Genomic DNA, 23,038 nt, shown 5'->3' on the forward strand with positions numbered 1-23,038 from the left:
ATCCGAAAACAGATCAACCCTTTTTTGAAGAAAACTTAAAATAAATGACTGTTCGCGCGAAATTAAAGCAAAATGGTTACTTTAGACACTAAAAAGGCCCTTATGGGCCTTGAATATTAGTTTACGATGAGTTTCCAACCGAGTTTACTTTGCAATTTAGACTCTTGTTGTAACTCACTGGCCATGAGTGGATGTTCTTTTAACCAGTTATTAGCAAATTTTAAATCTAAAGTGTCGTTTTTAACAGATAACTCTATTTTAGGAAGTACGTCGTCTTGTCGGCGCATAGATAAAATAACTGCAATCCTCAATAGCCTGACTAAGTATTGGCTGAGTATGCTATGCGCGCCTAGTGGATCAAAGCTGCTTATTTGAATATCAGAGCGATGTGCATTTGCAACCGCTGCTATTACTTTTTGCTCCGATTGTGAAAAACCAGGCATCTCTGTGTTTTCTATTATATAGGCTGTGTGCTTGTGATATTGCTTGTATTCTATAAGTAAACCAATTTCGTGCAACTGTGCTGCGGTTTTTAGAAGAGACAGTGCATTTTCACTCACTTGCGGCCAGCTTTCACCGACTTGTTCTGCTAATAAAGTAACGAGGCTCGATACCCGATTAGCTTGCTTTTGATCAACATGGTAACGATCCATAAATCCATCGACTGTACGTTTACGGATATCGTTGTTATGCAGCTCTGGCACCATACTGTAAAGCACACCTTCGCGTAGCGCACCGCCAGCTAACCCCATTTTTTCTATTCCAAGCGATTCGAATAACGCAATTAAGATAGCAAGACCAGACACAAAAACTAATCTGCGTTCTTCGCTCAAACCAGGTAAGTCTAATGCAGCGATAGTGCTAAAAGTGATTGATTGCTCTTTTATTTTGTATAATCTTTCAAGCGTGAGTAAGTCATCTAAGTTTTGTGCAACCATGATTTCTTGAATGGCTTGCACCGTGCCAGAAGCACCTGATGCAATTTTCCAACCTGCTTGCTTATATTCAAGGGCAATTTCATCAATGACTTCGCGGGCAGCTTTGATGGCAGCATTAAAGTTTGCATCATTTAATTGGCAATCTTTAAAGTAGCGCTCCAAGTAAGTGACACAGCCCATATTCAAGCTTTTATAGTGCAATGCTTCAAAACCTTTACCTATCACTACTTCGGTACTCGCCCCGCCAATATCAATAACGAGTTGCTTACCAGAGCATGACGAGGTGTGCGCAACACCTTTGTATATTGTGCGTGCTTCAAGTTCACCACTAATCACATTAATGGTATGGCCTAAGATTTTTTCAGCTTGTGTTTTAAAAATATCAGCATTCGTTGCTAGGCGTAATGTGGCTGTTGCGACTATGGTGATATTTTGTTTTGGTATGTCTTGCAGTCGCTCAGCAAAAAGCGCAAGGCACTCCCAGCCTCGCTGCATCGCTTCAGTGCTTAATACGTTATCTTTATCAAGTCCTGCTGCAAGTCTTACTTTACGTTTAACGCGGCCTATAGTTTGTAGGCCGCCAGCAATTGATTTAGCAATTAGCATATGAAAACTATTTGAGCCTAAATCAATGACTGCATAAACATTTTTTTGCGGTTTAAATTGCCCCACCGTTCAAAAACCTCTAGTTACTACTACATTTTAGTAACGGCCGTGTTACGACCGTCCTTTTTGGTAACTATTATTTGGGCGACGTCCGTTATTACTACGATTACGTGGGCCTGTTGAATAGTTGCGCTTTCTTTGAATAGTAGGCTTTGTTAAATCATCTAGCAATGCGGTTTTATCATAATGTGATAAAGGAATGCTGTGCTCTATATATTCTTCAATTTCATGCAAATTATAAGCGTACTGCTCACAGGCAAAACTAATTGCATGACCTGATGCACCTGCACGGCCTGTACGGCCAATACGGTGAACGTAGTCTTCGCAATCATCCGGTAAATCAAAATTAAATACATGACTTACTTCTGGGATGTGCAATCCACGTGCTGCGACATCGGTTGCTACTAAAAAGTCCAATTCACCTTTGGTAAATTGCGCTAATATAGATTGGCGTTTTTTCTGGTTAACATCACCTGTTAGTAACCCAACGCGATGGCCATCTGCTTTTAACCAAGCATATACTGTTTCACAGCTATGTTTTGTATTAGCAAATACAATTGCTTTATCTGGCCATTCTTCTTCAATTAACGTTAATAACAGCTTAATTTTATCTTCTTGCGATGGATGAAATAACTCTTCTTTAATTCGCTTACCCGTTTTTACGTCTGGCTCAATTTGAACGTGTTCAGGGTTAGTCATATGTTCAAAAGCAAGTTCTTGTACACGATAAGAAAGGGTGGCAGAAAATAATAGATTTAATCTATCGGCTGTATCTGGCATGCGGCGGAACATATAACGGATATCTTTTATAAAGCCTAAATCGAACATACGATCGGCTTCATCAAGCACAACTACCTCTATTTCATTAAGGGTGTAACAGCCTTGCTTGTACAAATCGATAAGTCGACCTGTAGTGCCAATTAAAATATCAACGCCTTTTTCTAATTGTGCACGTTGTTTTTCGTAATCTTCGCCACCATATACTAAACCTAAGTTAAGATTACAGTGCGGCGCTAAAATTTTAGCATCTTTGTGTATCTGAATCGCAAGCTCCCGAGTCGGGGCCATGATCAGGGCTCTTGGATGTTTACTAGGTGCTTTGCTAGATTGTAATAACCGATGGCACGTGGCGGTTAAAAACGCCAACGTTTTGCCCGTACCCGTTTGTGCTTGGCCCGCAATATCGCGTCCATCACAAATAAAAGGTAGGCATTTAGCTTGAATGGGAGTGCAATACTCAAACCCACTTTCGGTTAAACCGGCAACCACTTCCGGTGCGATAGCAAAGTCTGAAAACTTTTTATCGGTCAAATGTGTCTTAGTCATAGCGTTTAAGCATAACGTTTAAACTTGCAATAAGAAACAAGAGTGTTTAAATACGCACTAAATATTTCGCCTAACTAAATCGGAGAGCGCAATGAGCGAGAAAATTATCCAAATTACTGACGATAGCTTTGAAGCTGACGTACTACAATCAGACAAGCCTGTACTAGTGGATTTTTGGGCTGAGTGGTGTGGACCTTGTAAAATGATCGCCCCTATCCTTAATGAAGTAGCTGATGAATATGACAGCCGCGTAACCGTTGCTAAATTAAACATCGACCAAAACGCAGGTACACCACCTAAATTTGGTATTCGTGGCATCCCTACTCTGCTTCTTTTTAAAGACGGCCAAGTAGCTGCAACGAAAGTAGGTGCGCTTTCAAAAACTCAACTTATTGAGTTCTTAGAAAACAATATCTAAGAAAAAAATGAGAAAAAAGGGCATTTTTGCCCTTTTTTTGTGTTTATTTTGTATAAAGACTGGACGCTATGCCAGTGAACTGCTAGTTTATAAAGCCAACTAATCCTTAGTTATATTCAACAAACCTCACTCAACTATCAAAGCGATTTTGAGTATGACAATTGTAATAAAGAACCCACCAATATGCATTTACGCGAATTAAAAGACAAGTCTATAAAAGAACTTGTAAACTTAGCTGAGTCCATGGGGCTCGAAAACGTAGCCCGCTTAAGAAAGCAAGACATCATATTTGCTATTCTTAAAGCACACGCCAAAGGCGGAGAAAACATCTTCGGTGGCGGTGTACTAGAGATTTTACAAGATGGTTTTGGTTTTTTAAGATCATCAGAAGCATCTTACTTAGCTGGCCCAGACGATATTTATGTATCTCCGAGCCAAATTCGCCGTTTCAGTATGCGTACTGGCGATACTATTTCAGGCCTTATTCGTCCACCTAAAGATGGTGAACGATACTTTGCTTTATTAAAAGTAAATGAAGTTAACTTTGATAGACCTGAAAACTCTCGCACTAAAATTCTTTTTGAAAACCTCACCCCACTTCATGCAAACGAACGCTTTCGCATGGAACGTGGTAATGGCAGTAAAGAAGACATTACCGCCCGTGTACTTGATTTAGCTTCTCCAATTGGCCGCGGCCAACGTGGTTTGTTAGTAGCACCACCTAAAGCAGGTAAAACAATGCTACTGCAAAACATTGCACAGTCAATTACACACAATCACCCAGATGTTACATTAATGGTTTTACTTATTGATGAACGTCCTGAGGAAGTAACCGAGATGCAACGCCTTGTTAAAGGTGAAGTTGTTGCATCAACATTTGATGAACCCGCTTCTCGCCATGTACAAGTAGCAGAAATGGTGATTGAAAAAGCAAAACGCTTAGTTGAGCATAAAAAAGACGTCGTTATCTTGCTTGACTCAATCACCCGTTTAGCCCGTGCTTACAACACCGTAATCCCTTCATCGGGTAAAGTACTTACCGGTGGTGTTGATGCTAACGCACTACACAAACCTAAACGTTTCTTTGGTGCAGCACGTAACGTTGAAGAAGGTGGCAGTTTAACCATTATTGCTACAGCCCTAATCGATACAGGCTCTAAAATGGATGAAGTTATCTACGAAGAGTTTAAAGGGACTGGTAACATGGAACTACACTTAAATCGTAAGATTGCTGAAAAACGCGTATTCCCTGCTATCGACTTTAACCGCTCAGGTACGCGTCGCGAAGAACTACTTACCAAGCCAGATGAGCTACAAAAGCTATGGATTTTGCGTAAAATTGTTCATGAAATGTCAGAGATTGATGCTATGGAATTCTTAATAGATAAGCTTTCTATGAGCAAAACCAACGATGAGTTTTTCGACTCTATGAAACGCAAATAATACCAATCAACATAATTAAGTGATCTATTTTGAGGATGGATAAACGTGTTGATAGCAAGGCAAAAAATTCGCTATTTAGTCATTCTAAATGAGAATTTTTTAACGCAGATAGCGACACGTTTAGCCCCTGAAAATGATTAAGTATTAATGCGGACTGGTATAAGTGTATTTCGTTGCAAAAAAAGCGCCTAGGGCGCTTTTTTTATGTATATAAGTCACTTAACTCTCGTTATATTTTTGCAGCACTTGCTGCAATTCATCAACGAGTCTTTGAATATGCTCTTTGCTTTGGCTGTGTTTGTTAAGTAAAGCCATATCAAGGTTTTTAGCGGCTTTAGCAATCTCATCTAAGGCAAACATTTGTGCGGCACCTAAAATACGGTGACTGTCTTTTTGTAGTGCTTCTAAATCATTGCTGTTGTGATGCTGAGTTATCGTTTCGCTTTCAAGCGTGAAGCTTTGCTTAAAACTGCTAACTAAATCGCTCATGTCTATCTGCGCAGTGTATTCTGAGTTTTGTTGAGTAGCCTCATCTAAATAACCAGAAAGGGTCTGATAAAATGCATCTTTATCTAACGGTTTAGCTAAGTAGCCTGTAAAACCAAGGGCAAGATAATCATCAACTTCATGACTCATTGCGTTTGCTGTTAAAGCAAAAATAGGCGCCTGGAAACCACACTTTTGCAATAGTAAAAACGCGGCACGGCCATCCATAATAGGCATTTGTATATCTAGTAGTACTAAATCTGGGTATATCTGCAGACATTTTTCAACCGCCTGCTCACCATTTTCCACCGCCGTAACTTCCAATCCAATAGAGCGTAAGTAGCGACTTATAAGTCTTCGATTATCAGGGTGATCCTCAGCTAATACAACCCGCCCAGCTAATTGTTTAATTTGTTTAGGGGTGTTTAAAGCATCAAAACTATCTTCGGTTTTTTCTGTCTCTACACAGGGCAAAAATAGTGAAAACTGACTACCGCGCTTAAACTCACTTTCTACACTGATGTACCCGCCCATCATAGTTGCTAGCTGTTGTGACAAACTAAGCCCTAACCCAGTCCCGCCAAAACGACGGCTAATACTATTATCGGCTTGACTAAAGCATTCAAATATTTGTTTTAGCTGCGATGAATTCATGCCAATTCCAGTGTCTTTAACTATAAAAACAAGCCCTTGCTCACTTTTATTTAACGACACAATGACTTGCCCGGCTTGAGTAAACTTAACTGCGTTAGCACATAGGTTAATTAATATTTGTTTTACACGCATAAAATCTAAGTTGGTATAAAACTCCTTGCCGACATGGTTATCAAAGCGAATCTCTAAATGCTTTGCTTTAGCCTGCGTGATAAACATGGCATGCACATCGCTAACTAGCTGCACTATGTCAAAGCAAGAAACATTAAGCTCTAATCTGTTTGCTTCTATTTTGCTTAAATCGAGTACATCATTAATTAAACTTTTTAAGTGGTCACTGTGGCGTTGAATTATTTTTAGCTCATCTTGCAGGTTTTCTGGCTCGTACAAACCATTAATTAAATCATCTGTTTGCCCTAAAATAGCAGTAAGCGGAGTTCTGATCTCGTGGCTAATATTGGCTAAAAACTGACTTTTAACGTCATTTGCTTCTCGCAACTCTTGAGCAATAGCTTGCAGCTCTGCGGTACGTTGCGCGACTTGCTCTTTTAGTAAATGTTTAGCGCGCTTTTCGGCACCACGTCGATAAAGCGCGGTACCCGTTACAATTACTAAAAATAGTAAAACAAAAATGAAAACGGTGAGCTGCGAGCGCTGACTCATTTTTAATTTTTGCACCTTTCTTTCTTGCTTGAGCTTTTGAATTTCTTGGTTTAGCTGAGTAGCTTTAAATTGATTTTGCAGTACAGCTAGAGCGCTGGTAATTGTTTCGCTATTTATACCGCGTTGCTCTGCAACAAACTTTTCGTGTAATGTTAGTGCTTCAGCGTAATTACCCTTACTCGCCTCTAAAAGTGAGCGCGTGCCAAACGCGTCACGTTTTATGCGTTCACTGTTGTATTGATTGGCTAAATCGGTTGCTTTATCTAAGCTTATTTGCGAATCAGTAAGCTCACCTCTCACAAATTGTATTTTAGCCAGTGCATGTAAAGCGTTCAGCTCTAAGCTGTGGTTGGCTATTTTGAGGGCATTGGCCACACCCAATTTTGCTTGTTCAAAAGCAACATCCACATTATTAAGAATTAAGTTAATATTTGCTAAATTTGTATATTGCGTAGATAGCTTATTAAAGTCATTGGTAGAAATATAATAGCGCAATGCCATTTGGTAATAATGCAGCGCTAAATCAAATTGCGAACTCTCGTAATAAGCAACGCCTAAGTTGTTGTTAACTTGCGCTATTCCGCTGGTATCACCTAATTTTTGATATACTTTAAGTACTTCTTTATAAAATAAAATAGCGCTGTCGTAACGCGATAACCGAATATGCACCCCTGCTATATTTAGCAATATATCAGCTTGATCTTGCGCACTGCCCTTTTTTTCATAAATTTCTTTTGCTTTTAAGTAATATTCGAGCGTTAGCTCCATATTATTCATTTCAAAGTACGCTAAACCAATATTACTAAGCAGATTGGCAAGCTCTACTTGCTTATTGTTTTTTTCAACAATAACCATAGCGCGGCTATATTCGACAATGGCTTGCTGAAAATACCCCTGAAAATAAAACACAACGCCTTGCATTTTTATGGCTCTAAAATGCATATCCGGTAAGTAATCTAAAGAGGTGTGTTGCTCTAATTTTTGAAAATACAGTAGGGCATTTTCAAAATCATCTGAGGAGAAAGCCAAATCGGCAAGTTCAGAATAAACACTGACTTTCTGAGATTCGGTAATATTTTTAGCTTCAAGCAGCGCATTACCGAGCGTGAGTTTTAAGTCCCACTGCTGCTCTTTTTTAAATTCATCAAATAAAGATACACTATTTTGAGCAAAGCTTGGCAGTATGAACAAACAACATAAAACAAATAAAAGGCACTTCAATTTGCCTAACATAATATTATTCCTTCAAACTTTAGCTTTAGTCAGTGTAATCTTTATTGAAGATACACAACAACACGAGTGCAAACAATGCTTAACCCCCTGATTGATGAGATTTTTGAGCTACTTTTAACTAAGCGAGTTTGGAAAGTTCATACCTTAGCTGCAACGCTGGCCGAGCAAGGGGGGTTACCAAGCTTAGATGCAAACCCTGAGCAAAATTTATTTAAAAAAAATTTTTTAATTATGAATGCGTTATTTGAGCTACAAACACAGCTATTACCTAAGCACTTAATTATATCGTCCTTACATATTGAACTTGCAGAGCCAAGTAGCAATGTAGCAACGCCATCTCATTTAAAAAATTACTATTTAAACTGGCAAAACTACGACACCAGCGCCAAAGAGATAGAGGATTTGTTAGATAGTTTTTGGCAACAATTTAATTCACTCACACAGCAACCAGCCGAAAATATAGAACCACTACTAAAAGCGTGGCAATTGCCAGCAAACTTTAGCATGGCTATGCTACAAAAGCGCTGGCGGCAACAAGCATTAAAGCATCATCCCGATAAGCAAACTGGAAGTGCATGTAAGTTTAAACAAATAAGAGCACAGTATGAGCAGCTAAAGCGCGCTGCTCATAAAGTATAATTAACGAGTAAGGCGGCGAGCGCGAATTTTGCGACCTTTGATATTGCCCTCGGTTAATTTACGTAGAGCCGGTTTTGATGCATTGCGTTCAACGGCTACAAAGGCAACGTTATCGAGTACATTTATTTTACCTACTTGGCGCCCTGCTATTCCCTCTTTACCTGTGAGTGCGCCTAAAATATCTCCTGCACGCACTTTTTGTTTTTTACCCGAGTCAATCATCAGGGTCACCATCTCAGGTTTATAAGGTGGTTTTTCTAATAAGCTAAAAGCCGGCATTGGCTCAGGCAAAAAGTCTCGTTCGTAGTAATCGCCAATTTGCGCCACTTTAAACTGCTCAGCCTCACCATAAATAGAGCACGCTATACCTTTTTTCCCCGCTCGGCCTGTTCGTCCTACGCGGTGCACATGGGTTTGTGGGTCGTGTGCTAAGTGATAGTTTATTACCATGTCCATGTCGTCAATATCTAAGCCACGCGCAGCAACATCGGTAGCCACTAGTATTGAAGCACTTTTATTAGCAAAGTGAATTAACGTACGCTCGCGCTCTCGTTGCTCTAGGTCACCATGTAAAGCTACAGCACTAAAGCCTTCACTTGCTAAATCATCGCAAACTTGCTGTGTTTCTACCTTGGTGTTACAAAATACAACACAGCTTTGCGGTGTAAATTTATGGAGCAATAACTTAAGCGTTGAGTAACGCTGCTTATTGTTATCCATTTTATAAAAGTATTGCTTTATTGTGCTCTTAGCTTGCTCTTCTTCTACTTTTATCGTTTCTGGGGTTTTTAATACGCGTTTTGCTATAGCTTCTATTGCACGCGGGAACGTTGCACTAAATAGCAATGTTTGACGATTTTGCGGTATGCACTCAATAATGGCATCAAGGGTATCTTGAAAACCCATATCAAGCATTTGATCTGCCTCATCAAGTACTAACGTTTCAACATCGTCTAAACGCAGAGTGCCTTTACGAATATGATCGTCTACCCGCCCAGGTGTACCTACAATAATGTGCGCACCATGCTCAAGCGAGCCTATTTGTGGACCAATAGAAACACCGCCACACAAGGTTAAAATTTTAATATTGTGAATTCCGCGGGCCAATTTACGCATTTCTACCGCCACCTGCTCGGCTAATTCACGCGTTGGGCAAAGTACCAGCGATTGAACTCGAAAACGTTTTACATTGAGTTTAGCTAACACACCTAAACTAAAAGCCGCCGTTTTACCTGACCCCGTTTTTGCTTGCGCAATAATATCTTTACCTGACAGTACAGGCGGCAGGCTTTGCGCTTGTACAGGCGTCATTTGTGAGTAGCCAAGTGTTGATAAATTATCAACTAAACCAGTAGGTAAAGCCAAAGATGAAAATGCAGTAGATGTCACAATTAATTCCAAAATAATAAAAACAACACAGGGCTGAGCCCCAAAATATGAGTTGTATGATAGCAGAATTCATATTAGGCAACCATTAATACCCAACCACCATTATGTTACGCTGTATTAATTGTTGTTAATAAAAGAGTTGAAAATGATACTAGTTTTCATTAAGATCCACCAAAATTTTAACACCCTGACATTGGATGTAATTGATGAAACTAAACTCACTGTACGTAGCACTTATTGGCGCCATTAGCACAAGCACCTTTGCCGCCCCTAACGATTTAGAACGAATTGAAGTTAAAGGTAGCTATTTTAACGACTATAAAGTCGACAACGCCAACGGAGCAATGAGAACATCAGCATCATTGTTAGAAACTGCGCAATCGGTCACCGTTATTCCAGACACCATAGTAAACGAGCAACTTGCAACGACCCTTGGTGAGGTGTTAACAAACGATGCAAGTTTAACTGCGGGTTCTCAGCAGCGTAACCGCGAAGTATTTAATTTACGTGGCTTTACACTAAGCTCGTCAACAGGCTACTTACGTGATGGTCACCAACACTGGTCGCATTACCAGCAACCGATTGAAATACTGCAACAAGTAGAAGTTATTAAAGGCCCTTCAAGTATTCTATACGGCCAATCTGGCCCAGGTGGCTTGGTAAACATGGTGACTAAAAAGCCTACCGCTACCACACTATTTGATGCTAGTGCAGATGTAGACCAACATGGCTCTACTCGCTTTATGCTAGACGCTGCAGGCGCACTTACCGACGCTGAAGATTTACGTGCACGCGGTATTTTAGTTAAGCAAGACGTTGATTACTGGCGTGAATACCAAAACGGCGAAAACCGTGAACGCGACCGCTTTTTAGGCGCTTTAGTTGTTGACTATGATATTAGCGATAATGCATTAGTACGCGTGCATTACGACCGTACAGACGATGAAGCAGGCTTAGATACAGGCGCGTGGATAGACGACAACGCTAATGTGATTGGCGATGACAAAACTATTCGCGATATGTCTTGGGCGTTTACCGACATAACGGTAGAAAACCTAGGTGTAGATTTTGAAGTGTACTTAAACGATCACTGGCAAGTTAAGCTTGGTTACAACGAGCAAACATTTGAGCGCCAGCGTTTTGAGTCTGCGCCTCGTAAGCCAAGCACATTTGTAGAAGGCGATAGTTATGAGTCACGCCCTTACGACCGTTTTGACGATTGGCAATTTAAAACTGCATTTATTGATTTTGTAGGTGAATTTAAAACAGGTAGCTTACAACATCAATTTTTAATCGGTGCTAACTCGCTTGATTACTACTATGGGCAACTTCGTACATCTGCAGATCGCTTTAATTTTGCCGCTGGGCAAAATGAGCCAAGCCGCCCAACAGTAAGCTACAAAAACGATGACACTATTAGCGAAACTGAATACGACTACTACGGCATCTACGTTCAAGACTTAATTACTTTCTCACCACAGTGGCAAGTATCGTTAGGTGGACGTTATGATGAGCAAAATAGAGAAGGCGCAGATAACGAGTCGTTTGTACCAAAAGTAGGTGTACTTTATCACCCTAACCCTTCTGCGACTATTTATGCTAGCTATTCAGAAGGCTTTGAGCCACAAGGTAGCGATACACTTATAGATGAAACTGATATCAACAATGGTATGAAGCTTGATGCTGTAACCTCTGAGCAAAAAGAAATTGGTGTTAAATGGCAGCTATTTGACGATCGCCTAATGTTAAGCGGTGCGTTATTTGATATTAGCAAAAAAGGGACTTTGGTTACCGAGCAACTTGAAGTACCCGTTGGCGAATTTACCACAGAAACAAACCAAATAGGCGAACAACGCCATAAAGGACTAGAGCTAAGCGCACAAGGTGCTGCAACTGACCGCTTATTTGTAATGGCATCAACTATGTACTTAGATGCAAATTATGAGCGTGACGAAGCGCTAGAAGGTAAGCGCCCAGCAGATGCTCCTAAATGGTCTGCCTCACTTTGGACACGTTACGAGCTTAATGACACCATTGCATTTAATGCCGGTGCATTTTATGAAGGTGAGCGCTTTGCCGATAGTGCAAACACGGTAGTAAAAGATGCTTACACACGTGTAGATGTAGGTGCAACTTACAAACTTAAAGTAAGCAAAACCGATGTAAACCTTCGTTTAAATGTTGAAAACCTATTAGACGAAGACTACTTAGGTGGCGGTGGCTTAAACAACGTTACCGTAGGCGAAGGTACTAATGTACGCCTAGCAGCCCAATTTAGTTTTTAAGTTATAAAACTTAACCTATCGAGCCCCCGCAATTATTATTGTGCGGGCTTTTTATTGCCTGTTAAAAACCTCACTGCATTCATCTCATCTATTTTTTAAAGCCTTCAAAAAGTGCTCTAATACACTTAATTATAAAAAGGCTTACCCAATATGAAAAAAATTATTACAGCACTTTTACTAACTGGCAGCTTAACTGCTCATGCAACAAGTGCAGAATTCACCACTGAACAATTGCAACAGGTTGATGAAGTACGCACTACTGCGCTTAACAGCTCTTTAAGCTACGAGCTACTCGAATCACTCACTACAGAAGTTGGCCCTCGCTTACCCGGCACTGAAAATGATAAAAAAGCCGTGGCATGGGCCAAGGCAAAATTTAACGAATTGGGTTTTGATAAGGTATGGCTAGAAAAAGCAACCTTTCCAAGCTGGCGCCGTTTTAGCGAAAGCGGAAAAATACTCACCCCAAGTGAGCAACCACTGCATTTAACGGCGCTAGGTAACAGTGTAAGCACCCCAAAAAGTGGTATTAGTGCGCCTGTAGTATTGTTTGAAACATTGGATGAGCTAATTGCAGCCCCCGCAAATAGCTTAAAGGGGAAAATTGCGTATATTAATTACCGAATGAATCGCCATATCGATGGCAATGGTTACGGCCCAGCCGTTAAAGCACGCAGCACAGGCGCCGTTGAGGCAGCAAAAAAAGGGGCTGTTGCTTACATGATGCGCTCGGTGAGTACAGCTCACCACCGCTTTGCTCACACAGGTGGCAGCCACTATAAAGAAGGCGTTAAAAAAATACCTAACGTCACTATTGCCAACCCCGATGCAGATCAAATAGCGCGCTTAGTGGCTTTAGATAAAGAGGTAACAGTTAATATAAATATACAAACACAAAGCCTAGGAGAAGGCACAAGCTATAACGTAATAGGCCAATTTAATGGCACCGAAAATCCAGAACAATATGTGTTAATTGGCGGCCATTTAGACTCGTGGGATTTAGGCACCGGCGCATTAGATGATGGTGCTGGTGTTGCGCTAACAATGGCTGCCGCTAAACACATTAGCGATGTTAAACGCCCTAAACGCAGTATTCGCGTTGTACTTTTTGCAGCAGAAGAGCTGGGCCTTTGGGGCGCAAAAGCCTACTTTGCACAACATAAAAACGATTTACATAATATAGTGGCAGCTGCTGAGTCGGACTTTGGAGCCGATGTAGTATATGGATTTGAGTCGAATGTAGATGCAGCTTCTCTCCCCGTAGTACGTGCCATAGCAAAAGAACTGGCGCCATTAAACATTGAGTACATTGGTAAAAATCGGGCTAACGGCGGGCCTGATTTAATTCCATTTAAAAAAGCGGTGTCGGCACCTATATTTGAGTTGGCTCAAGATGGTACCGATTACTTTGATTACCATCACACCGCTGATGACACGCTCGATAAAGTAGCGCCAGCTAAACTGCGCCAAAACACCGCTGCGTATGCTGTATTTGCGCTAATGGCGGCCGATGCAAAGACCACTATTAAGCCTAAATCAGACACAAAATAATAACTGACATACTTACTTACAGTTTGTCGCTTTGATAAATGCACTCCTTGTTTTACCTTTATATAAATAAAACAAGGAGTGTATAGGTATGTTGCTTTTCAATACGAGTCAGTCGTTTCCTTACTTTGCACAAACGAAGTGCTGTCCTAAATGTCATAGCCGCGCCTACCACCTAATAAACCAAAGTCGTTTTTTACGCTTTACGGTTATTCCTGTTATACCTTTAGCGCTAAACTATAAATACGAATGCTATCAATGCGGCCATAATGCGCCTGTAAAGTTAAAGCAGTTACCTTTTTTTGAAATTGTCACTCTACCTAAATACTTTATAGGGGTGTTTTTAGCGTTATGGGTGGGACTATTTTTTTACCAACAACACGTTGCAGCGCAAGCGCAAAAGCAGCGCTACTTAACGAATCCTAAAGCTTACGATACGTATTTAGTACACGCCGATAAATTTACACATGAACCATGGACTCCTAGCAACTTAAAAGTGGCCCAAGTTTTAAATTTTGACGAGCAGTTTATAACTTTTCAGGTAAGTAACTACAGCTATAAACGTAACAACGGTATTACAACTGCAATGCGTACTAGCTTGTTGGTACAAAACGGTTATTTCTCAACTGACAAAATCACTTTGCCTCGTAGTGAAGTAAAAAGGCTTTACAATGACGAAGTGATTTACGACGTACTGCGCCCCTCAGCAAATAGTTTATATGGGGGGTTTGTAATGTTTCCGCCGAAACCTAAACCGCTATATAAAGGTTTAAAGCTTGATAAAAATAACCAACAAGGCATTACTTATTTTAAAAGTGGGCTGTACAAAGAAGCTGCAGAAAGTTTTAAGCTTGCCGCACATGCCGGCTCGCAATGGGGACAACTAAACCTTGCACAAATGTACCGAGACGGCCAAGGCGTCACTAAAAATGTGCAAACAGCTAAGCATTGGTATGAGCAAGCAATAGCGCAAGGTAATAGTAAAGCGAAATACGAGTTAGAACAGCTTTGTAAAAGCAACCAATGTAAATAGTATTTAAAATAAAGATTAGGCTGCGCTTTAATGAAAATATAAAACAAAGCGCAGCCTAAAAATTCACACAACAGTTATTTATTAAATATTTTTGTATAAGCTAAGTGCAGAATAACAATGCACAGCCCCGCGACTACCCCTAGTAATCCGTCAAATATAAGGGGGGCTAATGTTTCACCAGTGCCATTTAGTAACGACTTACCTATATTTGTTACTTCTAATTGCCAATGATGAAGTAACTCAATACCGTGAGATAAAATGCCACCACCGACTAAAAACATGGCCACCGTGCCAGCAAAGGCTAAAAATTGCATAAGCCTTGGCGCTGCAGCTAATAAGCCTTTACCAAGCCACTCTTTAAATTTATTAGCCGACGTCTTTGATTGATTGAGCAAATACAATCCCGCGTCATCAAGCTTTACAATACCGGCTACGAGCCCGTATACACCTATGGTCATTAAAACGGCTATAACACACAGTACAAGTGCCTGATTTACGAGCGAGGCACCTGCAACCGTTCCTAAGGTGATCACTATAATTTCGGCTGAGAGAATAAAGTCGGTACGTATAGCTCCCTTTACTTTTTGCTTTTCATACTCAACTAAAACAAGCTTCTCACCTTCGTTAGTTACTTCTTCATGATGAGGTAAAAACTTAGCAAATACTTTTTCAGCCCCTTCAAAACATAAAAATAAGCCACCGATTATTAGCAGTGGGGTTATCAGCCAAGGCAGCCATACACTTATGAGCAATGCAGCGGGTACCAAAATAGCTTTATTTAAAAACGAGCCTTTTGCCACCGCCCAAACCACGGGTAATTCGCGATCAGCTGTCACGCCTGTCACTTGTTGAGCATTAAGTGCTAAGTCATCACCCAGTACACCGGCCGTTTTTTTAGTGGCGACTTTACTCATCGTGGCAATGTCATCAAGTAAGGTGGTTATATCATCAAGTAATGTTAAAAGGTTAATGCCTGCCATGTTGCTTCCTAGCTAAAAAATAATGCTATCAACATAGCTTAATCCGTAATTTTCACCAACGGTTAATTTTGCTTTGTTATGCTGATTAAACGCAGTGATTTTTAGCAGTGGTAAACTTACTTAGGGGAAATTAATGAAAGCATTGGTGGTTATTTTTACAAGCATGCTGACTTTATCAGCCTGTAATGATGCACCCAAAAATAGCCACTATGTATGCAACGATCATGCAGTAAAATTAGCCCACCAAGGTGATATTGCAATTCTTACTTTACTTGGGCAAACGTATGCGCTTAATAAAGAGCCTAGCGCATCAGGGGTTAAGTATATTAATGAGCAAGTGCTATTTTGGTCAAAAGCCGATGAAGCGATGTTGATTGTTTCGGGTAAAAAATACCACTGCCAGCTTCAACAAGCGGACACCTTATAACTTTGTCCTTCGCGATTTAAACTTTTTCTTTTTTCTCATCGTAATAACTAACCTGTTTTACACTATCAGACCCTTAACAACTGCACATGCATTTGTTGTTTAGTTGGGTATAATACTTTCACTTTTTTGCTTAGTAGCGGCCTACCATGAAATATAAAGATTTACGTGATTTTATCGATTTGCTTGAAAAAAAAGGCGAACTTAAACGTATTACTCAAGAAATCGACCCGTATCTTGAAATGACCGAAATTGCCGACCGTACATTACGTGCTAAAGGCCCCGCATTATTGTTTGAAAACCCAAAAGGTCACAGTATGCCTGTGCTTACAAACTTATTTGGCACACCCAAACGCGTTGCTATGGGCATGGGCCAAGAGGATGTAAGCGAGCTACGTGAAGTTGGCAAGCTACTTGCCTTTTTAAAAGAGCCCGAGCCACCAAAAGGCATTAAAGAAGCACTAGGCCAGCTACCTGTTTTTAAACAAGTGCTCAATATGCCCGCTAAAGAAGTCAAAAAAGCCCCTTGCCAACAAGTTATTCTAGAAGGCGACGAGGTTGATTTAACTAAGCTACCAATACAACATTGTTGGCCAGGCGATGCAGCCCCTTTAATTACGTGGGGTTTAACCGTAACAAAAGGGCCATATAAAAAACGTCAGAATCTGGGTATTTACCGCCAGCAGCTCTTAGGTAAAAATAAAATTATTATGCGCTGGTTATCACACCGCGGTGGTGCACTTGATTTTCAAGAGTGGTGCAAAGAAAACCCCGGCGAACCTTACCCTGTTTCGGTTGCATTAGGGGCTGATCCCGCCACTATTTTAGGTGCCGTTACACCTGTGCCAGATACGTTAAGCGAATATGCCTTTGCTGGCTTACTGCGCGGTAGTAAAACGGAGGTTGTAAAGTCTATTTCAAATGACTTACAAGTTCCTGCCAGTGCCGAAATAGTACTTGAAGGCTACATTATGCCAGGCGAAATGGCGCCTGAAGGGCCGTATGGCGATCACACAGGTTATTATAATGAAGTCGATGACTTCCCCGTAATGACGGTGACCCATATAACACATCGTAAAAACCCGATTTATCACAGCACTTTTACAGGCCGTCCGCCTGATGAACCGGCAATTTTAGGTGTAGCATTAAACGAAGTGTTTGTACCTATATTGCAAAAGCAGTTTCCAGAAATCGTCGACTTTTACTTACCACCTGAAGGCTGCTCATACCGTATGGCCGTGGTAACCATGAAAAAACAATACCCTGGTCATGCTAAACGCGTAATGATGGGCGTATGGTCGTTTTTACGTCAGTTTATGTACACTAAGTTTGTTATTGTTTGCGATGATGATGTAAATGCCCGTGACTGGAACGATGTTATTTGGGCCATCACCACCCGTATGGACCCAGCTCGAGACACTACCTTAATTGAGAATACACCAATAGATTACCTCGACTTTGCATCGCCAGTATCTGGGCTTGGTTCAAAAATGGGCATGGATGCAACAAATAAGTGGCCAGGTGAAACCGACCGCGAATGGGGCGAGCCAATCGTTATGGATAAAGCAACAAAAGACCGTGTTGACGAAATTTGGCAAAGCCTCGATATACTTTAAGCACGCTGACTAAATATAAACAGGCTATAAAATAACCCCGCAGATATGTTAACATCACCGTACTTAACTGCATATCTGCGTAAACGCTGCTAAAAGGTATAAAATGCAAACATTAAAAGCTGAAGTTGTTGCCATCAGCCCACTTACAGAATTTGTACACAAAGTAATTTTAAAGCCTCAACAACCTGTTACGTTTGAAGCTGGTCAGTACATGCAACTTGTACTTGGCGAAAAAGACAAGCGCGCATTTTCGATTGCAAGTCGTCCATCGCAATGTGATGAAATAGAGCTTCATATTGGCGCATCTAAAGCCGATTCATACGCAATGCAATCGCTTGAGCATTTACGTACTGCGCATCAAAATAACACACTGGTTGATATAGAGGCCGGTTTGGGTGTATCGCAACTGCGCTTACAATGTGAACGCCCTATTATTTTATTAGCCGGTGGCACAGGTTTTTCTTATGCAAAATCAATGGCTGATCACTTAGCAGAAATAAACTGCGATCGTCCTGTGTTATTTTACTGGGGTGTTAAAGAAGAGTCAGCATTGTATGCTCACAGCGAAATGCAAGCATGGGCGCAAAGTAACGAGCACTTTAAGTTTATCCCTGTTGTAGAAAACCCATCAGCTAATTGGCAAGGCCACACTGGTTTTGTACACAAGGCAGTAATGCAAGATATTGTGTCGTTAGAACCTTACGACATTTATATGGCTGGTCGTTTTGACATGATTGGCATTGTGCGTGATGACTTCATTGCTCATGGCGCTGTTCGTGAGAACATGTACGCTGATGCATTTGCATTTATTAAATAAATTTTATGTACAGTACTAAGGCGCCTTCTGGCGCCTTTATTATTTCTATCGAATTTAATACATTGATTGGTATAGCCTATTAAACTAATCAATATAAACAATTTCCTAAATTCTTATCTATAAACCATACTTTGTATAGAACATCAGCGGGAGAGACCCAAATGTTAAATACAAAAGTAAAAGATTTTATGCAACGTAAGTTGCCACACATTACCCCAAATACCGAAATGACCACCGCTATTAGTGAGCTACAAAAGTTTAAGCTATTAGGTGCGCCCGTATTCGATGACAATAAATCATTAGTGGGCTTTATCTCTGAGCAAGAGCTTTTAAAACCACTAATGCAAAGCAGCTATTTTTGCGACGGCGTTGTAAAAGTTGCTCAGCTTATGCAAACCAATGTTGTTACCGTCAACGCCGATACCAATATTATTGAACTTGCCGAGCAAATGAAAACAGGAAAGCCAAAAAACTACCCCGTTGTTGAAGGGGATACCGTGATAGGGCTGATTGGCCGAAGTGATATATTAAAAGCACTGTTTGATAATTACGTGAGCTGCCAAACAAAAGTGAGCTAACACAAAAAATGCCGCGAATAAGCGGCATTTTTTATATCAAATATATCAAACGTGTTTAACGTGTTGCAGCAAGCGTGGTTAACGCGGCTTTATCGCTATCGCTTAAAAATGCGATCTCTAGCGCATTTGCTTGCGCTTTTTGTATATCGGCTTGTGTTAAACCGGCCTTTGGTGCAGCCACTGAGTACTCATGCTCAATTTCGATACCTTCTACAGCCGGATCGTCGGTATTAATACACGCTAAAATACCATGATCTAAAAATTGCTTAAGTGGATGTTTAGCTAAATCGCTTACAGTACTCGTTTGAATATTACTGGTTAGGCATGATTCAATACCAATGCGGTTATCACGTAGGTAATCCATTAATTTAGAATCTTCAATTGCTTTTACCCCGTGCCCTATTCGGCTAGCCCCTAATTCGTTAATAGCTTGCCATATACTCGCAGCGCCAAGTGCTTCACCAGCATGAATAGTGGCAGCCAAATATACATCTCTTACTTGCTTAAAGTGGTCTTTAAAAAGCTCTCCCGGAAAGCCTATTTCGTCACCGGCTAAATCAACCGCCACCAAATCATTTTTAAAGGCAAGTAGTGCATCAAGCTCGTGCTGACAGGTTTTAACCCCATAAGTACGCGACATAATTCCAATTAAATTTGCTTTAATGTTTGCGCCTTGAGTCGCTGATTTAATTCCATCAACAACCGCCTCAACCACTCCTTGTGGGTGCAAGCCTTGGCTTTGTGCCATATAGTAAGGGCTAAAGCGTAGCTCTACATAATCAAGCCCTTGCGCTTGCGCATCTTCAATATTTTCAACCGCAATACGCCTACAGGCATCGTAATCGCCCAGTACCGTTACACCCCAGTCAAGCTTTTGTAAAAAAGCCATTAAATCAGGCTCAGGATCAATAACTTGTACATGAGGAATTAGCGCCTCTACGTTATCGGCAGGTAGCGTAATATTAAACTGTCGACCAAGCTCTAGTATGGTTTGCGCACGTACATTGCCATCGAGATGGCGATGAATATCTAGCAGAGGTAATTTTTTATTAATCATAATAGCGACTCGGTTAGGTTAAAATTGCGCGCATGATACGCAGGTACAGTTATTTTTCAAGTGTAGAGCAGTTAAAGTAAATATTAGCGGTCATATGTCTGCTTTTTACTCAATAAGTGAACAAATTTAGATTTTTGTTCACTTATTTTGATGGGATAAATGGTGCCAGAGTGTTTTAAATAAGGTATTTGCCTCAATAGGTTTAGTAATATAATTATCCATACCGCTGGCAACGGCTTTTTTCACATCATCATCGTGTGCATTAGCAGATAAGCCAATAATTGGTAGGTCAAGCAGACCAAGCTCATTACGAATAACTCGCGTGGCTTCTAGGCCATCCATTTTTGGCATTTGTATATCCATGAGCACAAGGTCGTAAGTATTCTCAGTCAGTTTTTCAATCGCCTCAAATCCGTCGTTAGCAATATCCGCAATACAGCCTTTAGTTTTTAAAATGGCACTAGCAACATGCTGGTTTAAAGGATTATCTTCAACAAGTAGTAACTTATAATCAGTAAAAGAAAGCTCGCTTACGTCTATTTCGTCATATTGTTGCTTTATTTGCTCAGCCTTAGGGAGCGGCGAATAAATGGGTAAGCTAAAGGTAAACGTAGAGCCATGCCCTTCATGGCTTATTAAATCAATATCTCCACCCATTAATTGCACAAGCTTTTTACAAATACTTAGCCCTAAACCGGTGCCACCATACTGACGCGAAGTAGAGCTATCAGCCTGTGAAAACGGTTTAAAAAGTTGCTTTTGTGCGTCTTCACTTATACCAATGCCAGTATCGTTAACACTAAAGTAAGTCATTTTTTTAGACTGCCATACTTTAAGCGTTACACTGCCTTTTGCAGTGAACTTAATGGCATTGTTAATTAGGTTAAGTAAAACCTGCTTTAAACGTATAGGGTCGGTGTTTATTACTAAATTACTCGATTTATCGTAATCAAGTATCAGTTTGAGCGACTTTGCATCTACATCAAACTGCAGTAAATTAGCGACCTCTTCACATAATGCGTTTACATTTATAGGCTCTTGAATTAAATCGAGTTTGCCCGCTTCCATTTTTGAAAAATCAAGTACGTCATTTAACACTCTTAACAATACACCCAGTGCACCATCGGCTTGTTCAATATAACTGCGTGCTTGCTGCCACTCTTTTTGCTGCAAGGCTAAATAATGCAGCCCCTTGATGCCATTAATAGGCGTGCGAACTTCGTGGCTCATATTTGCTAAAAACTGGCTTTTAGTTTCATTGGCTTCATCAGCCTTTTGCTTTTCTAAGCGTAAAGTTTTAGTTTGCTTAGCAACTTGCTCACGTATACGTATATTGGTACCCGTTACCGATATTAAAAAAGTTATCAGCAACCAAACAAATAACATACCGGCTATTTGCGCAAGCCAATAAACTAACCATGACCCCCTTTGCATTGGCTGGTGCAACTCTACCTGCCACACCCGCTTACCAACCAATAACTTGTAGTCTTTTAACGGCAATAGTTGCTGATGGTCGGCAATAAAAATAGGCTGGACATTATTCTCTGTCGTGGTATCTGTAAAGCTCACCGCAACACCGTTGTTTTGATCAAATAACACCGCGTTTGATAGCCTCTCCAAACTAACCACAGCGACCACAAAACCTTTAAAATCGTCTTCGGTAATGTTGTTGCCAAACACCGGATGAAAAAACAACACGCCGCGCTCAGCTTCGTTTTGTACTAAATTTATTGGCTCACTAATTACCAACTCATTTAACACTTTTGCCTTTATTAGCGCAGCTCGCCTTACCTCATTTGAGGCAAGGTCAAAGCCAATTACATCTTCATTTCCCGATAGCGGGTATGCGTATTGGACAGGGTAGTAAAAATCTCGTGGGGGAGCGGCCTGCCAAGTGCCGTCATTTGCTTTTTCTTTTAAGCTATACTTAGCCAACTCTGTGTGGTTATTAGCTTCTATATACTGAGCAACACTTTCGCTAGGTAAATAAGGCACCCACTCAAATGCTAAAATTTCTTGGCTGTAACTAAGCTGCTTAGAAGTAAACTGCTTAAACTCAGTAAAACTCACACTGTCACTACTCGAAAAAAAGGTTCCCAATAAGGCAAGGTGGGCTGTTATTTCGTTAATTTTATTATTGATAGCATCTTGCGTGGCTAATATTTTCAACTCTTCTTTTTGAATATTTTTTTCTTTTTTTACACTGGCTGCACCATAAAAACTAATGCTTATAACCATATAAATTAACAATGAGGGCAATATAACTTGTAGACGGTAATTCATCTGCGAATAGTTAAATGTAGCCAACATTAGCGGGGTAAAGACAAGCACCCCAATGCTGTCGCCTATCCACCACGCTATAAACGTATCCCAGCCAGCTTGAGATACAATAACGCTATTAAAAATTAACAGGCTCGTCCCCACACCTGCAGCTATAACGCAGCATAAAGGGCCTGCTACAACGAGGCTTTGAATACAGTGCTTTAAAGAGGATAAGTCAAGCGGCGCTTTAATCACTTTAGTGACTAACTGGCTACCTAACCATGCTTGAAACGTAGATGCTAAAGTAACAGCCGCCGCATGTGTAAATACACTTAGCTGAAATATCGCTGTGGCATTTTCTAAATGAATTAAGTTAGTACAAAAAGCGCCTAAAACAATACCTAGTAAGCTCTTTCTGCCCCAAATTAAAAAGCCAGCAAGCGCAATCCCTGAGGGCGGCCACACAGCGACTGCATAACCTTCTATTGCTAATAGTAAATTGCTGAGATATCCGGTAAAAAAGTAAGCGCACGCTAAACTTACAGTGACAATTAAAAAGTGTTTCAACCCAATGCTCCCGAAT

The 23,038-nt window shown here is 40.6% G+C and carries 17 protein-coding genes; 10 read left to right on the forward strand and 7 right to left on the reverse strand.

What is annotated here, in order from left to right; genetic code table 11:
- Window positions 1–116: 116 nt before the first annotated feature.
- Both gppA and rhlB read right to left on the reverse strand, forming a co-directional pair.
- Window positions 117–1,610 carry a guanosine-5'-triphosphate,3'-diphosphate diphosphatase gene (gppA, locus tag AABI99_RS08280; RefSeq protein ID WP_338365174.1) on the reverse strand — a complete coding sequence of 498 codons (1,494 nt, stop codon included), beginning with the start codon at window positions 1,608–1,610 and terminating at the stop codon, window positions 117–119.
- Window positions 1,611–1,655: 45 nt separating this feature from the next.
- Window positions 1,656–2,930 (reverse strand): ATP-dependent RNA helicase RhlB, encoded by a 1,275-nt coding sequence (gene rhlB, locus AABI99_RS08285; RefSeq protein ID WP_338365175.1) that lies wholly within the window; start codon window positions 2,928–2,930, stop codon window positions 1,656–1,658.
- Window positions 2,931–3,021: 91 nt separating this feature from the next.
- Between rhlB and trxA the strand changes: the two genes are divergently transcribed.
- Window positions 3,022–3,348 carry a thioredoxin TrxA gene (gene trxA / locus AABI99_RS08290; RefSeq protein WP_055015906.1) on the forward strand — a complete coding sequence of 109 codons (327 nt, stop codon included), beginning with the start codon at window positions 3,022–3,024 and terminating at the stop codon, window positions 3,346–3,348.
- A 183-nt stretch (window positions 3,349–3,531) separates the two neighbouring features.
- Window positions 3,532–4,791 carry a transcription termination factor Rho gene (gene rho, locus AABI99_RS08295; RefSeq protein WP_338365176.1) on the forward strand — a complete coding sequence of 420 codons (1,260 nt, stop codon included), beginning with the start codon at window positions 3,532–3,534 and terminating at the stop codon, window positions 4,789–4,791.
- A 219-nt stretch (window positions 4,792–5,010) separates the two neighbouring features.
- Here the strand turns inward: rho and AABI99_RS08300 are convergent, their stop codons facing one another.
- Window positions 5,011–7,827, reverse strand: coding sequence for an ATP-binding protein (locus AABI99_RS08300; protein WP_338365177.1), 2,817 nt, complete (start codon window positions 7,825–7,827; stop codon window positions 5,011–5,013).
- A 75-nt stretch (window positions 7,828–7,902) separates the two neighbouring features.
- On the opposite strand from AABI99_RS08300, the gene AABI99_RS08305 reads away from it, so the two are divergent.
- Complete coding sequence (locus tag AABI99_RS08305) at window positions 7,903–8,466, forward strand: DNA-J related domain-containing protein (RefSeq protein ID WP_338365178.1); 564 nt, start codon at window positions 7,903–7,905, stop codon at window positions 8,464–8,466.
- On the opposite strand, the gene dbpA is transcribed toward AABI99_RS08305, so the two are convergent.
- Complete coding sequence (dbpA, locus tag AABI99_RS08310; protein WP_338365179.1) at window positions 8,467–9,855, reverse strand: ATP-dependent RNA helicase DbpA; 1,389 nt, start codon at window positions 9,853–9,855, stop codon at window positions 8,467–8,469.
- A 206-nt stretch (window positions 9,856–10,061) separates the two neighbouring features.
- On the opposite strand from dbpA, the gene AABI99_RS08315 reads away from it, so the two are divergent.
- From AABI99_RS08315 to AABI99_RS08325, 3 genes are all read left to right on the forward strand, one after another.
- Entirely contained in the window at window positions 10,062–12,140 is a 2,079-nt protein-coding gene (locus AABI99_RS08315; RefSeq protein WP_338365180.1) for a TonB-dependent receptor, read from the forward strand.
- Between the two features lie 150 nt (window positions 12,141–12,290).
- The gene (locus AABI99_RS08320; RefSeq protein WP_338365181.1) at window positions 12,291–13,691 is read left to right on the forward strand and encodes a M20/M25/M40 family metallo-hydrolase; all 1,401 of its coding nucleotides are present in this window, start codon (window positions 12,291–12,293) and stop codon (window positions 13,689–13,691) included.
- An 88-nt stretch (window positions 13,692–13,779) separates the two neighbouring features.
- A complete protein-coding gene (locus AABI99_RS08325; protein ID WP_338365182.1) occupies window positions 13,780–14,721 on the forward strand; it encodes a tetratricopeptide repeat protein in 942 nt (313 codons plus the stop codon).
- Between the two features lie 74 nt (window positions 14,722–14,795).
- Here AABI99_RS08325 and AABI99_RS08330 read toward each other — a convergent pair whose 3' ends face one another.
- On the reverse strand, window positions 14,796–15,701 hold the full coding sequence (locus AABI99_RS08330; RefSeq protein ID WP_338365183.1) for a DUF808 domain-containing protein: 906 nt from the start codon (window positions 15,699–15,701) through the stop codon (window positions 14,796–14,798).
- 133 nt (window positions 15,702–15,834) lie between these two features.
- On the opposite strand from AABI99_RS08330, the gene AABI99_RS08335 reads away from it, so the two are divergent.
- From AABI99_RS08335 to AABI99_RS08350, 4 genes are all read left to right on the forward strand, one after another.
- The gene (locus AABI99_RS08335) at window positions 15,835–16,128 is read left to right on the forward strand and encodes an MliC family protein (protein WP_338365184.1); all 294 of its coding nucleotides are present in this window, start codon (window positions 15,835–15,837) and stop codon (window positions 16,126–16,128) included.
- Between the two features lie 146 nt (window positions 16,129–16,274).
- Window positions 16,275–17,741: a 4-hydroxy-3-polyprenylbenzoate decarboxylase gene (gene ubiD / locus AABI99_RS08340; protein WP_338365185.1), complete on the forward strand. Its 1,467-nt coding sequence runs from the start codon at window positions 16,275–16,277 to the stop codon at window positions 17,739–17,741.
- A gap of 103 nt (window positions 17,742–17,844) precedes the next feature.
- Window positions 17,845–18,558 carry an NAD(P)H-flavin reductase gene (fre, locus tag AABI99_RS08345; protein ID WP_338365186.1) on the forward strand — a complete coding sequence of 238 codons (714 nt, stop codon included), beginning with the start codon at window positions 17,845–17,847 and terminating at the stop codon, window positions 18,556–18,558.
- Between the two features lie 161 nt (window positions 18,559–18,719).
- Window positions 18,720–19,136 carry a CBS domain-containing protein gene (locus AABI99_RS08350; RefSeq protein ID WP_338365187.1) on the forward strand — a complete coding sequence of 139 codons (417 nt, stop codon included), beginning with the start codon at window positions 18,720–18,722 and terminating at the stop codon, window positions 19,134–19,136.
- 55 nt (window positions 19,137–19,191) lie between these two features.
- Here AABI99_RS08350 and add read toward each other — a convergent pair whose 3' ends face one another.
- Window positions 19,192–20,193: an adenosine deaminase gene (gene add, locus AABI99_RS08355; protein ID WP_338365188.1), complete on the reverse strand. Its 1,002-nt coding sequence runs from the start codon at window positions 20,191–20,193 to the stop codon at window positions 19,192–19,194.
- A 138-nt stretch (window positions 20,194–20,331) separates the two neighbouring features.
- Window positions 20,332–23,022, reverse strand: a complete 2,691-nt coding sequence (locus tag AABI99_RS08360; protein WP_338365189.1) for a CHASE domain-containing protein — start codon at window positions 23,020–23,022, stop codon at window positions 20,332–20,334.
- Window positions 23,023–23,038 lie beyond the last annotated feature (16 nt).

It is taken from the genome of uncultured Pseudoalteromonas sp., assembly GCF_963922945.1.
In the GTDB taxonomy this organism is placed as follows: domain Bacteria; phylum Pseudomonadota; class Gammaproteobacteria; order Enterobacterales; family Alteromonadaceae; genus Pseudoalteromonas.

Bases quoted from the DNA above. Each gene is read 5' to 3' on its own strand.
- AABI99_RS08300 (WP_338365177.1), bottom strand. From the start codon at position 7,827: ATGTTAGGCAAATTGAAGTGCCTTTTATTTGTTTTATGTTGTTTGTTC.
- AABI99_RS08335 (WP_338365184.1), top strand. From the start codon at position 15,835: ATGAAAGCATTGGTGGTTATTTTTACAAGCATGCTGACTTTATCAGCC.
- AABI99_RS08315 (WP_338365180.1), top strand. From the start codon at position 10,062: ATGAAACTAAACTCACTGTACGTAGCACTTATTGGCGCCATTAGCACA.
- trxA (WP_055015906.1), top strand. From the start codon at position 3,022: ATGAGCGAGAAAATTATCCAAATTACTGACGATAGCTTTGAAGCTGAC.
- add (WP_338365188.1), bottom strand. From the start codon at position 20,193: ATGATTAATAAAAAATTACCTCTGCTAGATATTCATCGCCATCTCGAT.
- AABI99_RS08320 (WP_338365181.1), top strand. From the start codon at position 12,291: ATGAAAAAAATTATTACAGCACTTTTACTAACTGGCAGCTTAACTGCT.
- AABI99_RS08325 (WP_338365182.1), top strand. From the start codon at position 13,780: ATGTTGCTTTTCAATACGAGTCAGTCGTTTCCTTACTTTGCACAAACG.
- rho (WP_338365176.1), top strand. From the start codon at position 3,532: ATGCATTTACGCGAATTAAAAGACAAGTCTATAAAAGAACTTGTAAAC.
- rhlB (WP_338365175.1), bottom strand. From the start codon at position 2,930: ATGACTAAGACACATTTGACCGATAAAAAGTTTTCAGACTTTGCTATC.
- fre (WP_338365186.1), top strand. From the start codon at position 17,845: ATGCAAACATTAAAAGCTGAAGTTGTTGCCATCAGCCCACTTACAGAA.
- AABI99_RS08350 (WP_338365187.1), top strand. From the start codon at position 18,720: ATGTTAAATACAAAAGTAAAAGATTTTATGCAACGTAAGTTGCCACAC.
- ubiD (WP_338365185.1), top strand. From the start codon at position 16,275: ATGAAATATAAAGATTTACGTGATTTTATCGATTTGCTTGAAAAAAAA.
- AABI99_RS08305 (WP_338365178.1), top strand. From the start codon at position 7,903: ATGCTTAACCCCCTGATTGATGAGATTTTTGAGCTACTTTTAACTAAG.
- AABI99_RS08330 (WP_338365183.1), bottom strand. From the start codon at position 15,701: ATGGCAGGCATTAACCTTTTAACATTACTTGATGATATAACCACCTTA.